Annotated in this window: 11 protein-coding genes; 7 read left to right on the forward strand and 4 right to left on the reverse strand. The window is 38.8% G+C overall.

What is annotated here, in order from left to right; translation table 11 throughout:
• Positions 1–415: 415 nt before the first annotated feature.
• Together G6053_RS20775 and G6053_RS20780 are read right to left on the reverse strand one after the other, a co-directional pair.
• Entirely contained in the window at positions 416–2143 is a 1728-nt protein-coding gene (locus G6053_RS20775) for an ATP-binding protein (RefSeq protein ID WP_165308276.1), read from the reverse strand.
• Entirely contained in the window at positions 2140–3480 is a 1341-nt protein-coding gene (locus G6053_RS20780; RefSeq protein WP_165308277.1) for a sigma-54 dependent transcriptional regulator, read from the reverse strand. The genes G6053_RS20775 and G6053_RS20780 overlap by 4 nt, the downstream gene beginning before the upstream one ends.
• Before the next feature lie 270 nt (positions 3481–3750).
• Between G6053_RS20780 and G6053_RS20785 the strand changes: the two genes are divergently transcribed.
• From G6053_RS20785 to G6053_RS20795, 3 genes are all read left to right on the forward strand, one after another.
• A complete protein-coding gene (locus G6053_RS20785; protein WP_165308279.1) occupies positions 3751–5343 on the forward strand; it encodes an ABC-F family ATP-binding cassette domain-containing protein in 1593 nt (530 codons plus the stop codon).
• A 305-nt stretch (positions 5344–5648) separates the two neighbouring features.
• Complete coding sequence (locus tag G6053_RS20790) at positions 5649–7385, forward strand: GMC family oxidoreductase (protein ID WP_165308281.1); 1737 nt, start codon at positions 5649–5651, stop codon at positions 7383–7385.
• Between the two features lie 3 nt (positions 7386–7388).
• Complete coding sequence (locus tag G6053_RS20795; RefSeq protein ID WP_108633033.1) at positions 7389–8024, forward strand: gluconate 2-dehydrogenase subunit 3 family protein; 636 nt, start codon at positions 7389–7391, stop codon at positions 8022–8024.
• Between the two features lie 85 nt (positions 8025–8109).
• Here the strand turns inward: G6053_RS20795 and G6053_RS20800 are convergent, their stop codons facing one another.
• Positions 8110–8988 carry an OmpA family protein gene (locus G6053_RS20800; RefSeq protein WP_165308283.1) on the reverse strand — a complete coding sequence of 293 codons (879 nt, stop codon included), beginning with the start codon at positions 8986–8988 and terminating at the stop codon, positions 8110–8112.
• 102 nt (positions 8989–9090) lie between these two features.
• Positions 9091–9615, reverse strand: a complete 525-nt coding sequence (locus G6053_RS20805) for a hypothetical protein (protein WP_108633031.1) — start codon at positions 9613–9615, stop codon at positions 9091–9093.
• A 432-nt stretch (positions 9616–10047) separates the two neighbouring features.
• Here G6053_RS20805 and G6053_RS20810 point away from each other — a divergent pair, with 432 nt between their 5' ends.
• From G6053_RS20810 to G6053_RS20825, 4 genes are all read left to right on the forward strand, one after another.
• Positions 10048–10422, forward strand: coding sequence for a hypothetical protein (locus tag G6053_RS20810; RefSeq protein WP_108633030.1), 375 nt, complete (start codon positions 10048–10050; stop codon positions 10420–10422).
• A 66-nt stretch (positions 10423–10488) separates the two neighbouring features.
• Positions 10489–12465, forward strand: a complete 1977-nt coding sequence (locus G6053_RS20815; protein WP_165308284.1) for a DUF3857 domain-containing protein — start codon at positions 10489–10491, stop codon at positions 12463–12465.
• Complete coding sequence (locus G6053_RS20820) at positions 12462–14363, forward strand: DUF3857 domain-containing transglutaminase family protein (protein ID WP_108633028.1); 1902 nt, start codon at positions 12462–12464, stop codon at positions 14361–14363. The genes G6053_RS20815 and G6053_RS20820 overlap by 4 nt, the downstream gene beginning before the upstream one ends.
• A gap of 75 nt (positions 14364–14438) precedes the next feature.
• Positions 14439–15098, forward strand: coding sequence for an HAD family phosphatase (locus G6053_RS20825; RefSeq protein WP_108633027.1), 660 nt, complete (start codon positions 14439–14441; stop codon positions 15096–15098).
• The last annotated feature ends 43 nt before the right edge of the window (positions 15099–15141 follow it).

Genomic DNA, 15141 nt, shown 5'->3' on the forward strand with positions numbered 1-15141 from the left:
AGCGATTTTTTCAAAAAGAAGCAATGAGATATGGCCTTTTTCTTTGGTTATTCTTTGCTTATTCTTTGCTTATTTATTACTATTTCTCTGCTTATTTTTCGCTTATTCTTTGGTGATCCTTTGGTGATTCTTTGGTTATTATAGGCCGTTTCTTCGTACTTTCTAGGGACCTGACTCGCTTCTGCTTTACTTCTGCTTCGCTATTTCTTTGCTATTTCTCTGGTATTTGGTTGTTGTTTCGTTGCCTTTTCGTTGCTGTATGAACCATGAAAAAGTAATGAAAGAGTAAGTAAACGGCAATAAATGTGCTATGTTACCCCAAGCTTGGTCGTAAAAAAGACCAACCAAAAGGCCTCTGATTGGAAAAACCGCTCTATTTTGAAAATAGATTTAAAGATTGATAGGGTTGCACTATTTAGGCTACAGGGAGAAAAAATGAAAATGTGCTTCCAGCACCATACTCGCTTTCCACGCTAATATTCCCGCCCATACTTTCAATAAATTCTTTGCTAATACTCAACCCTAAGCCTGTACCTTCTTTGTTTGTCCCTGGAACACGAAAATATCGTTCAAAAATTTTGGCAAGGTATTGTGGCGCGATTCCCTGCCCTGCATCCTGTACACTTATAAACACTCCTGACTCGTGCTTGCTGACTAGAATAGAAACTGAAGTCCGTTCATTGGAATACCGGATTGCATTAGACAGCAAATTCGTCAATACCCAGGCCGCTTTTTCACTATCTGCCATGACTAACGGCAAATCTTCCGCTACATGAACATCAACATGAATTCCTCGCTGCTCAGCCATCGACTTATTGGCCAATACAGCATATTCTACTATTGGTGCTACATCAACTGGAATCAGTTTCATCTGAATTGCACCACTTTCGACCTGAGCCGTATTCAACAGCTCACCAGTGATACGTAACAAACGATCTGTATCGTCGGCAATGCTAACAAGCAATTCTTTCTGTTCGTCATTCAACGCACCGATCTGCTTATTTTCTAACAACTGGACTCCCATTCGTATGGAAGCAATCGGTGTTTTCAACTCATGAGAAACTGTTCCGATAAAATTTGTTTTGGCGACATCAAGCTCCTTAAATGTGGTTATATTCTTTAATAAGATAAACTGTCCTATATATTGAAAATCACTTTCTCCTGTTGGAATAATGTTAATAGGGATAATCTCTTCCTCAAAATAACTCTCCCTGCCATTGACAAACACCTTAATCGGGTCTGCATTCGTTTTCTCTCGGTGCTCATGCGACAGCTTACCTGTTAAACAATCTACCAAATCGTTAGACAGAGCAATGTCCTGCAATTTTCTTCCCTCAAAATCATTCAGTTTTACCCCAGTTATCAGACAGGCTTGTTCATTCGCAAAAAGTACTTTCCCCTCTTCGTCAACGCCGATAACCGCATCATGCATATTCGCTATTAATGCTTCAATCCGCTTTTTGTGAGCCAATATTTTCCCCAGCTTACTTTCGGAATATTCTTCAAGCTTTTGAGCCATGGTGTTAAAGGACTGGGCGACGAGACCAAATTCATCATTTCGCTCAAAACGCAAGCGTCGTCGATAATTTCCATTGGCGATCTGCTGTATGCTCTCCGTCAATTGGGCAATTGGGTTTGCGATTGTCGCAGGAAGATTAATAAGCAGCACAAAAGCAATCATAAAACAAATCGCTCCTGCTACCGATATGGCTAGAATTGCTTTTTCTGCCGTGTCATCTGCTATTTTACTTTTGTGCTCAATCGCTTCCATATTCAGATACATCAATTGAGATATATCTTTCCTGAGATCAGCGATTAAAACAAGATTTGATGGCTGCCGTTGGAGTGCTGAAAAATGTAAACTCACACGTGCGGTAGCTTCCTTTTCTCCATTTTCGGTCATATTTTGCTGTTGCAATTTTAAGTTCTGTGCAAAAAGCTCCAGCCCGCTCAAGTCGGCATGAAGTTGCTCCAAGGCAAGCAGCATATTCCTTGAATACTGTAGTGTATTGTAGTTTGCAACTAAAATATTATTGGTATCCTGTTTTAAACGACTGATTTTCCAGCCACTTAAAACGGCCAAAAACAGGATCATGGAAAATAAAAAACCTACACCGAAAGTCAGCTTTGCCTTAAGTTTCATTGTATTTTATATTCCTCAATTTTTCGATACAAGGTGGCTACACCGATCTCCAACAAGCGCGCTGCTTCTGCTTTATTTCCATTTGTGTGCTGCAATACGCGCTGAATGTGCTGGCGTTCTACAGTTGTCATGGAAAAACTGGAGGATAACACATCGTTGGCTTTCAAACTATTCACTCCAAAAGGAAGACTGCTGACATCGAGCCGTCCATCTTCGCTTAATATGACACTGCGTTCAATTACATTTTTTAGTTCACGGATATTTCCCCGCCACACATTTCGTTCGAGAGCAGCGACAAATTCGGCTGTCATTTGTAAAGGTTTGATATTCGATTTTAGGGCGAAAATATCGGCATAATATTGGGCCAATAACCGAATATCCTGGACACGTTGGCGCAAAGGCGGTAACTGTATCGTAAAGACCGATAGTCTATAAAATAAATCGCTTCTAAAATGCTCGGCATCAATTTCAGCTTCAAGATCCCTATTGGTTGCGGCAATAATACGGACATCCACTTTTGTTGGCCTGGAATCACCTACTTTTAAAAATTCCCCTGTCTCTAGTACACGGAGGATTTTGGCCTGAAGTTCGATCGCCATCTCCCCGATCTCATCCAAAAAAATGGTCCCCAAATGCGCTTCTTCAAAGAGACCTCGCTGGTCTTTTGTTGCGCCCGTAAATGCACCTGATTTATGTCCGAACAATTCATTTTCCAACAGATCCTTCGTGAAAGCCGCACAATTTATTGCGACAAAACTACGTTCCTTTCGCGGACTAGCTTGATGAATCGCTTGTGCGAACACCTCTTTACCTGTCCCCGTTTCCCCGGTTAAAAGCACAGTCGTATTCGTAACAGAAACTTTTTGAGCCAAAGCGATTGCAGACTTTATGGCAGCAGAGCTTCCTATAATTTTATCAAATGAGAGTCTAGCACCCAACTGCTTTTCCAATTGTCTTACCCTTCGGGCGAGCGCAACCTTCTCACAGGCCTTATAGAGCAAAGGAATAATCCTGTTGTTGTCATCACCTTTGGTTATATATTCAAATGCACCATTTTTTATTGCCTTAACTCCATCTGGAATATTACCATAGGCAGTCAATAGTATAATTTCAACAATAGGATAACGTTCCTTGATCAGTTTTGCGGTTTCCACGCCATTGCCATCAGGCAACTTAACATCACACAATACAACATCGATATCGAAAACATCAAGCTTTTTCAAGCCAGATTTAATATCAGCGGCCTCGATTACCTCGAACCCCTCCAAAGTGATAATCTTAGCGAGCAGTTTACGAAGTTTCTCCTCGTCATCTATAAGAAGTATTTTATTTACCATGTTTTTTTTCAAAATTACGATTTGTTCCACGCAAACAGCAATAATATACACTCAAAATTCAACCTATTACCCTATATTTTTGTAGCCAAGTATTAAGGAATTTGACTATAGATCAAAAACAAACTTTTGAGATCAAAAATAAAGCTGTATATTTGCAGTATCACAACTAAATAAAACTGTATGTAAGATTAAAATTCTTTAGAACGTCATCAATACCAGCGATAAATGGCTTATCGAAATGGTCTGTTTTAACATTTAAAGAATTTTAGCATGATTTCATTACAACAGGTATCCTATATACATCCAAATAAAGATTTATTGTTTGAAAACATAAGTCTATCAATCAACTCGCAAGAGAAAATAGCATTAATAGGCAACAACGGTGTCGGCAAATCCACATTACTGCGTATGATGGCCGGAGATCTATCTCCCAGTGCAGGCAGCATACACTGCGATACCCGCCCCTTGTACGTCCCGCAAGTTACCGGACAGTATGACGAGTTTACTGTTGCCCAAGCTTTGGGCATTGACAAAAAGCTGGAAGCACTGTATGCTATTCTAGAAGGCGATGCTTCCGAACAAAATTTCAATGATCTTCAAGAGGACTGGACACTGGAAGAACGCTGTCAGGAAGCTTTCAGGTATTGGAATCTACCAGAAATTCATTTGAAAAAGAAAATGTCTGACCTCAGCGGCGGACAAAAAACTAAAATACTGTTGGCCGGTATCCAGATTCACGCTTGTGAACTTATTCTTTTAGATGAACCCAGCAATCATTTGGACTTTGAAAGCAAAAAGCAGCTTTATCGCTGGATAGAATCTTCAAAGCAAACCATTATTGTCGTCAGCCATGATCGAATGCTCCTCAACCTTCTGGAAGATACTTTAGAAATGACAGTAAAGGGCATCAAACGGTACGGTGGAAACTATGCATTTTATGAGTCGCAAAAAGAAATAGAGCATCATGCTTTACAACAGGACATACAACATCAGGAAAAAGCAGTCAAAATTGCAAAAGAAAAAGAAAGAGAAACCATTGAAAGGCAAAATAGATTAAACAACCGCGGTCAAAAAAAACAGGAGAAAGCAGGTGTTGCCCGTATTATGATGAACACATTACGGAACAATGCGGAAAAAAGCACGGCCAAAATCAAAAGTGTTCACCAAGACAAAATTGGCGATATCCAATCCAATCTCCAAGGACTTAGGAGTACAAAAGCTGCATTGGATGAAATCAAAATTGATTTGGGAAACAGTATTTTCCCCCTCGGAAAAAGCATCATCAAAGCCACAGACATCAATTTTCAATACAATTCAACTGCACTATGGAAGGAAAATATTGACTTACAGCTATTCAGTGGAGACCGAGTTATTATAAAGGGCAACAATGGTTCCGGCAAAACGACATTGGTTAAATTGCTCTTAGGCCGACTCACTCCTACGCAAGGTCGAATTGAACGACATAACTTCAGCGCTATCTACCTCGACCAAGAGTATTCACTTATCGATCCGCAGCTGAGCGTTTATGAACAGGCTCAAAATTACAATACAGAATCCTTACCGGAACACGAAATCAAAATTAGACTCAACCGTTTTCTATTCGGGAAAGATGACTGGGACAAATCTTGTAAATTTCTAAGTGGCGGCGAGAAAATGCGTCTGATCCTGTGCTGCCTAACAATTAAACAGCAGGCTCCGGATCTGATCGTATTGGATGAACCTACCAATAATTTAGATATCCAAAATATTCGTGTACTTACCCATGCAATTCAAGGTTACAAGGGTACACTGCTTGTTATTTCACATGATGAAATATTTCAGCAAGAGATTGGAATAGATAGCACAATCAACTTAAAAAATTAAGTCAGATCAAGCGGTAACCGATATTTCTTGTGCGAGTAATATCGGTACCATTTTACGCTGGGCACCCACATCATGCTCGTTTCATTCAAATAATCAGCACGACATTTGTAACAATCTTCTATTCTTTATTTAGAAACTTGCTAAAACGATAAATTAAATTGAAAAAAAATAAAATTTTATCAATATATTCACGATGATTTTAAACATGAAACAATAACCATCAATTAATTGAACCGTCCCATAGATAGCTAAATCGCTCAAGAAATGTATCTCATCGGGTATTCAATTAATTACTCAATTTAATTATGTCAAATTATCAAATTAAAGAAAATCCCGAATTGTTTGACGCGATCGTAGTCGGCTCTGGTGCCGGAGGGGGTATGGCCGGATATATCCTGGCGCATGCGGGTCTCAAAGTATTGATGCTGGAGGCTGGTCCCTTTTATGATCCGGCAAAAGATTCGTTACAGTTACGTTGGCCATGGGAGTCCCCACGAAGAGGAGCCGGTACCACACGGCCTTTTGGCGATTTCGACGCTGCCTTTGGCGGTTGGCAACTTGAGGGCGAGCCTTACAGTAAAGTAAATGGAACCGAATTCGAATGGTTCAGAGCAAGAATGCTGGGTGGTCGAACAAATCACTGGGGACGTATATCTTTGCGGATGGGACCTGATGATTTTAAACCGAAAGATGGGGTCACGGATGAATGGCCGATCACTTATGATGAAGTGAAACCATTTTATGATCGCGTAGACCGCATGATCGGTATTTATGGAACAGCGGAGGGCATACATAACGAACCTGATGGTATTTTTATGAAACCTCCAAAACCTCGACTCAACGAATTATATATTGCAAAAGGCGCCAAGAAAGCCGGTGTACCTGTCATTCCGGGGCGTGGTGCGGTACTGACCGAGGTTTCCAAAGACATTAAAGACAGAGGTACCTGTTTCTATTGCGGACAATGCGGCCGTGCATGTAAAGTATATGGGGATTTCTCATCATCATCTTGCCTGGTAATTCCAGCAATGAAAACCGGGAATCTAAAAGTGATCGACAATGCAATGGTTCGGGAAGTATTGACCAACGATGAGGGCATCGCTACTGGAGTTTCCTATGTTGACACAAAAGATTTACAAGAATATACCGTAAAAGGAAAAACGGTTATTCTGGGTGCGAGTGCCTGCGAAAGCGCCCGGATCATGCTAAATTCAAAATCGAAATCGCACCCCGGCGGTGTGGGAAATAGCAGTGGCTTAGTCGGAAGATATCTCCATGATTCGACTGGAGCCAGCCTTTCTGGATATTTACCCCAACTTCTCGATCGTAAGAGATATAACGAAGACGGGGTGGGGAGCGTCCATATCTATTCACCATGGTGGGAAGACAACGCAAAACTGAATTTCCCAAGAGGTTATCATATTGAATACGGCGGTGGTTTGCATATGCCATCCTATGGCTTTTTAAACTGGGTACCAAACGTAAATGATACCGGAAAAGGTGCCAATGGACAAACAAAAGCGAAAGGCGGATATGGCACAGCGCTGAAAGAAGATTTCCGCAGCTACTATGGTGCAAATGTTGGTATGGCAGGTCGCGGTACAGCATTGGCAAGAAAAGATAATTATTGTGAAATTGACCCTAACCAAGTTGACAAATTTGGCATTCCGGTACTCCGCTTTAATTACAAATGGGCAAATGAAGAAATAGCACAAGCCAAACACATGCAAGAAACATTTCAATCCATTATGCATGAAATGGGTGCTGTCATTACGTCTAAAATTCCGGGTGCAGATACCTTATACGGTTTGGAAGCCCCAGGAAAAATTATTCATGAAGGGGGCACAACCCGAATGGGCAATGATCCTAAAACTTCAGTATTAAACAAATGGGGACAAGCCCATGACTGCAAAAATCTCTATGTAGTAGACGCCGGTCCATTTGTACAACAAGGTGATAAAAATCTCACATGGACAATTCTGGCTCTATCAATGCGCACGGCAGAATACATATTACAGGAAAAGAAAAAATTAAATGGTTAAAGCATGAATAGAAGAGAATCTCTAAAAGCATTAGGCTTTATTGCGGCTGGATCTGGTCTTTTAACCGCAGCTTGTAATTCCAAAGACGCTAAAAACGCTACAACTGCAAATAATGCGGATAAATTGCCCGGTGTTCAGGATTTTGAATATGAAAGGACAGCGCAGTTAAAGGCAGAAAAGTTTTTTGATGAACATGAAATGGCAACAATTACTGTTTTAGCCGATATCATTATTCCAAAGGACAGCACATCAGGAAGTGCTTCAGAGGCAGGAGTTCCCGATTTTATCGAGTTTATTGTCAAAGATTTACCCGACAATAAGATCCCGATGCGGGGCGGTCTACGTTGGCTGGATCTTCAGTCTAAAAGACGGTATGGTAATGTATTTATAAAGTGTGCCAGCAAAGATCAACTTGCACTCGTAGATGAAATTGCTTATCCTGAGCTGGCAAAACCAGAAATGCAACAGGGCGCCGCGTTCTTTTCATTGATGCGCAACCTCACTTCTTCCGGATTTTATACCAGTGAGATAGGCATCAAAGATATAGGATATGCCGGCAATAAACCGGGGGTTTGGAACGGTGTTCCAGACGATGTACTGAAGGAACATGGTTTTGATCCAAGTAAATTTTTCGGGTAAATAAAAAATCCTTTCCAGAGATCGGAAAGGATTTTTTATTTAAAAAGTATCTCCTATCGCTCCACGGAGCGATATTGGGATTAACTTATTGTTCCGGTGTTACCTCAGTTGGCTCCGGGGCTTTATCAATCAATTCCATAAATTGATCCAGCTTCGGTGTAATAATAATCTGTGTCCTACGGTTGCGTTGCTTTCCAAGAGCGGTTGAATTATCTGCAACAGGATTATACTCTCCTCTACCCCCTGCTGTCAATCGCTTGGGATCCACTCCGTACTTAGTCTGTAAGGCCTGAACAACAGAAGAAGCTCTTAATGTACTTAAATCCCAGTTGTTCCGGATGTTTGGTTTTGAAATAGGGTCAGTATCTGTATTACCCTCAATCAATACTTCGTAATCTCTGTAATCCTGAATAATCTTCGCTATTTTGCTCAGCGTCATGTCAGCACGATCACTGATTTCATAACTACCAGACTTGTACAGCATATTATCTGCTAGCGATATATATACTACACCTTTTAAAACCTGAACATCAACCTCCTGTAACTCCTCACGGCTCAGTGATCGAGTCAGGTTATTTGTCAACACCAAATTCAACGAGTCAGACTTGTTCTTTGTTTCAACAAGATGTTTGATATACTTATTTGAAGCATTGATTTCATCAACAAGTTTGGAAATATTGACATTTCCCTGTGAGTTTTGATTGATACTCTTATCCAAAGAACTTTGTAACGCTGCATAAGCCGCCTTAAGATCAGCATTATTTTGCCGTTCTGAAGCCAATTGATCTTCCAAACTCTTAATCCGTGACCGACTTTCAGTCAATTGAAGTTGGCTATCCTGATATTTTGTCTGCAAGGTTTTATACTCTGTCTGCAAACCTACATATGTTTTTTTACTGACACCACATGCCGTAAAAAGTAAACTTGCGGTCAGTATGGACATCGGAAAAACTATATTCTTCATAGCATTCTAATTTTGTAGATGTTGAATTAATTCGTCGAACTAAGATAAAGCAATATTGCAGCCAAAAAAATAGCATTCTATTGAATTAACATCCTTTAACGTCTATTGTCCAAGTTCCTTTAAATCAACCGTAGTAAATATCTGCCCCCCTTTCAGATAGGAATTGGCTCCTTTCAGGTAATTGTAAATGATTGATTTTGCTTCTTCATTTGGCAACTTATGAAGATTTTTGATAAGGAAGTTCTTATCTTCAATAATATTATCTTTATATCCCAAAAATGAAGGCGCGTGGACCTGCACACTCCATCGAATAAATCTGGCTTCTATATGATTGGGATTATCTTTAATCAATTCTTCCAAATGCTTCTTACCTTCTTTAAACTGACCGACTTTTTTAAAGGGGTTACCCATGTGTTTAGCCATTAATATCTCATAAGCCGCCCGGTAAACTTTTTCTGTAGTGGATTTAGCACCTTCATCGAGTATTTCAAAATTCCGTTCACATAAATCCTCATCCTTAACGGCCTCAGCATAATCTTTCCGGATCTTATCAATATTCAACTGCTGCCCCAGCCCCATCTTTGCCATTGTAAACAGAAATACTGTCAATACTATTCGTGTCATCATAATTATAAATCAGGCTATTTCAAACAATCATTTTCCGACTTAAATTACTAAAAAAATCGAATTCAAATATTAATTTTCAATTATCATACCACAAAGCCCATAGTTTCATGTCATGATATGACTACAATAGGCTTTTTCTCCAGCAAAATTCTTTCTTAACGGATTTTTTTAATGCATTTTTACAGCATGAAATTAGCGTTAACAACAAGCCCTATCTGGTTAAAAATAAGTCTATCCGTTATTTCCGGCATCTTATTGGGATGTTTATTAGGTGAAATGATTTTCAACCTCTTAATGTCTTAATTTGCGTCTGGATGGCGTACAAAAAAAATAGCATACACGCCACTTCCAAAGAAATCTTGCTTCCACCCTTGCCCAAAATAAAATTATTTTTAGTATATTGCTTATACCAATATAAATTTAAAGTGAGCTATGGAGACAAAAGCGGAGTATCAGATTTGGGACACTATAGTCAATAGTGCAAAAACTAAATTCGATTATAAGCATATTCGTGCTATGTTCAAAAAGGAAGATGACGAAATAACCGATAAATTTCTATTCCATATTATTGCAGGATTTGCCTGTGGGGAAAATCATCAAACAATCTCAACCAACCTGTTCAACGAGTTGCAAAGTATAAATTTCGAATGCAATGAGCAGCAGATCGACAAGTTTATTTCAGACAAACATGTTAAATTCAGTCCTGAGATCTATGCAACATATCTCGCGTTTTCGATGCTGGAGGATGGTGAAGATATCGATAATATCACCGAAGTCATTAACAATCTACTACAAATAGACAAATAATATTTTTAAAGCTATCGTTTAATTTTGGACAAAAACTTATATTCGTAAACAAATTACGCCTAAGTTATGCGCCATTTTTTAACGCTATTTTTAATATTTTATTTTTGTCCAACTATATTTGGTCAAAATTTCGATTTTGGTAGAATCTCTATTTCGGATTTTTCGCCTACGCCACTCGACAGTAATGCCGATGCTATTGTCTTAAAAGAATTTGGGCAAAGCGCAGTCTTCGTCGATGACTATGACCACCGGGTAAAATTAATGCATGAGTACCATGTGCTTATTCGTATAAATAACAAAGAAGGATTTAAAAAAGCTAACTTCGAAATACCATCCTACAAAAGAGGGAGTTATATCCGTGACCATCTGGACGAGTTAAAGGCTGTTACCTACAATTTGGAAAACGGGCAGATCAATCGAACAGAACTTGAGAATAAAAAGGTTTTTAAAGAAAATTACTCGGCTTACCTTGATCTGAATAAATTTACGCTTCCCAATATTAAAGAAGGATCCATCATAGAAGTTTCTTATCGAACACTCGAACAGGATCTATTTAATTTTAAGACATGGGTATTTCAGGATGATATTCCTAAATTAAAGAGCCAATATATCGCTATTATACCTGCATCTTTTACTTATAATGTCGTATTGCGTGGTCCATATAAACTGGATGACCAAAAAAAAGGAGAGGTTTTGAAGGAATATCTCTTTTTGGATGGAATAAGAATGGATTGTTCAAAGCTCACCTATACGATGTCCAATATTCCAGCTTTTATTGAAGAAGACTTTATGACTTCTCCAAAAAATTTTAAATCCGCAATATATTATGAACTCGAATCTATATTCTATCCAAGTACCGGTGTTAAAAAAACCTTTAGTAAGACATGGAAAGATGTTGACACAGAATTAATGAATGAGAAGACCTTTGGTGGACAATTGAAGAAAACAGATCTCTTCAAAACTACCTTGTCAACGCTTTTATCTCCAAATGATTCAAAATTGGTAAAGGCCAACAAAATCTATGACTATATCAAGAAACAGATAAAATGGAATAACTATCTCGGGAAATATGCAGAAAGCGGAATCGAAAAAGCTTTGGAAAAAAGAACCGGCAATATTGGTGATATCAATTTAGCGCTGGTCACGGCTTTACAGGCTGCGGATTTAGACGCTTATCCAATTATTCTATCGACTAGACGAAATGGCACCCCAAATTCACTATTCCCTGTATTATCAGATTTTGACTATGTTATCGCCTGCGTTGACATCGATGGAACAAAATATAAACTGGATGCATCGAACACCTATCTTCCCTTTGGCTCATTGCCACTACAATGTCTCAATGAACGCGGCAGAATCATATACTCCAAAAAGAGTTCAGACTGGTTTCCATTAGCTTCCGAAGAGATATCCGAACAATACTATACCTTGATAGGCGTACTAAACGACCAAGGCCAGATTAAAGGAACACTCACCATAAGCAGTCAAGGCAATAAAGCGCTTTTGAAAAGACAACATATCGCCAAATTCAACTCCCTCGAAGAATATTGGGAGAAACTGGATGAAGAGATGCCCAACGTCAGCCTTACAAATGCTAAAATTGAACATCTCAACGAGGTTGATCAGGTATTAAATGAGACATTTGATATTACACTAGATGTCAATAAGCAACAAGGAAGTACTATATTATCGTTTGCTCCTAACGTCATCGACCGTATATCCTATAATCCATTCAAAATTCAGGACCGTACCTATCCGGTAGATATGGGATTTAAGTCTAAGCTTCAATATACTATCCAATTGGAAATCCCGGAACAATATGACGTAACTGATAAACCTCAAAACGTATCTTTGGCTCTTCCTGAATCCGCTGCGCGATATAAATATATGACACAACTAAATGACAATAAACTGGAAGTTCTGGGAAGCCTGAGTTTTAACAAGCCCATATTCACGGTAGATGAGTACTTCTCCTTAAAAGAGCTTTATTCACGTATTATACAACAGCAAAAATTAGATATTAGATTAACCACAAAAAAATGAAAACGTTAATTGCCAATTTAATCTATTTCCTCCTTCCAATTGCCGCTATTGGACAAGATAACTATGATATTGCCAACATTCCGAGTGCATTAAAGAGCCGGGCCGTAGCCACCGTTAGAAATGACAAAACCGTGGTGGACGTAAAATCCCCGGAGCAAGTTATTGAAACCGTCACGCGCGCCATTACCGTTTATAATAAAAATGGGGATTACTATGCTGCCCTTCCAATACATTATAACAAATCAAATGAGATCAAGAGCATCAAAGGAGCGATTTATAATGAGATGGGGATATTACAGAAAAAAATAGCAAGTAAGGATTTTAAAGATCTTAGTGCTGTCGACAACAGTACGATGTTTGCGGATTCGAGGATGAAGCTCTATGTTCCCGATTACCACAGTTACCCCTATACAATTGAATATCAATACGAAGTAAAACATAAACAAAACTTGATTATTCCTTCATGGACTCCTGAAGTTTCGAACAATGTTTCCATTGAAAAAAGCAGCTATCAATTTATAACACCGATTGGCACTGAATTCCGCATCGAGTCAAAAAACTATAAAGGTGCTATTAAAGAGGAGAAAACCGACAAAACAGTCAGCAAAATCTGGAGCACAGAACAAATTCCCGCTAAAAAAGAGGAGTCTTATAGCCCCAATCCCAATCTAAAAAGAACAAGTGTATTGATCGTTCCTAAAAACTTTGTCTACTACGGAAAAGAAGGCAACTTTAGCGACTGGAAAGAATACGGAGACTGGTTTACAACCAAATTATTGAGCAAAAAGGAAGATCTTACCGAAGCCTCAAAACAGAAATTCATATCACTTACAAAGAATGCTTCATCGGATCGGGAAAAAGCAAAAATTCTATACGATTATCTGCAAAAAAACACGAGATACATCAGCATTCAGATCGGAATAGGCGGACTTGAACCTTTTCCTGCATCTGAGGTTGACCGTTTAGGATATGGTGATTGCAAAGCCCTGGTGAACTATATGAGAAGTATGTTATCAGCAGTTGATATACCTTCTTACTATTGTATGGTTGAAGCCGGAAAACGCAAGGAGAATTTCCACAAGACATTTGCAAACGTACAGGATGGCAATCATGCAATCCTATGCGTCCCCTTCAAAAATGACACGACTTGGCTGGAATGTACCAGTCAGAACCTTCCTTTTGGATTCCTCAGCAATTTTACGGATGACAGGGACGTCATTGCCTGTACCGAAAATGGCGGGGTGATTATGCATACGCCAAAATATAGTAACTCAACCAATCTCCAGCTTCGCAATGCTGACCTGACACTCGCTGATGACGGCAGCATAAAAGGTGTTTTAAACACGAAGTTTTATGGCACGCAATATGAAAACCATATGGAGATACTTTTAGCGAACAACAATGAGAAAACCAAATTATTGGCCGAGTATTATAACATCGACAATATCAATTTCGACCAGGTAAAATACGCCGAACACAAACAGGAGAAACCATTTATTGAAGAAAACCTAACGATTTTCATTAAAAATTATGCTGTGAAAAATGGTAATAAAATGCTGATCCAGCCCAATATCTTCAATACACAATCCAGCATTTCTGAGAATAAAAATCGTACAGAGGATATTTTTATAGAACGTGGGTTTATTGACATTGACAGCATTAGCATCACACTCCCGGACAACATCGTAAAAAATATAACACCTGAACAGAAGATCATCGAAAAACCATTTGGTAAATATGAATTTAAATCAGAAATAAAAGGAAATAAATTATTAACGTATCGAAAATTGGAGCTCTTCGAAGGGAATTATCCAGCAAGTAACTACGAAGATTTCTTCCAGTTTCATAGAGAAGTAAGCAGTTCCGATAAAGGTCGTTATAATCTAGGCATATTGTAACAGTATCCTAAAATATTTACTGGAATATGAAAGTCGACAAACAATCAAATAAAGCAATTATTGTATATTAGCCAAATGACAGAATACGCGGCAATTTTTGACATGGACGGGGTTATAAGTCACACAAATCCCTTCCACGCAGAAGCTTTCAGAGCTTTTTTTAAAAACCATAACGTACAGCAGGCTACTGAAGAAGAATTTGAACAGCATATGTATGGCAAACACAACAGCTATATCATGCAGCATTTTTTTAAACGACCAATATCTCCTGAAGAATTGCGTACGCTTGAATTTGAAAAAGAACAGCTTTTTAGAGTGATCTACAAAGAACATGTAGCTCCTATTAAAGGTTTAATAGAATTTTTAAAAGAGTTAAAAGACAATGGATTTAAACTTGCAGTAGCAACATCTGCACCCAAGGAAAATATGGATCTGATCTTGGATGAGTTAAAGATCCGGGATCTTTTCTCGTCCACATTAAGCAGCGAAGATGTGAAACTTCATAAACCACATCCCGAAGTTTACTTGAAATCAGCTGAAAATCTTGGTATGCCGATTGAAAAATGTATTGTATTTGAAGATTCCTTTTCGGGTATTACAGCTGCTAAGAATGCGGGAATGAAGGTTGTTGCTGTATTATCAACGCATAAACAACAAGAGCTTCCTGTAAGCGATACTTATGTCAGAAACTATACTGAGATTTCAGTAGCAAATGTGAAAGCAATACTGCAATAGAAAAATCTTGATTAGACAGCTTATTAAATCATGTTAAGATTAT

Origin of the sequence: Sphingobacterium sp. DR205, assembly GCF_011064245.1 — a bacterium.
GTDB lineage: Bacteria > Bacteroidota > Bacteroidia > Sphingobacteriales > Sphingobacteriaceae > Sphingobacterium > Sphingobacterium athyrii.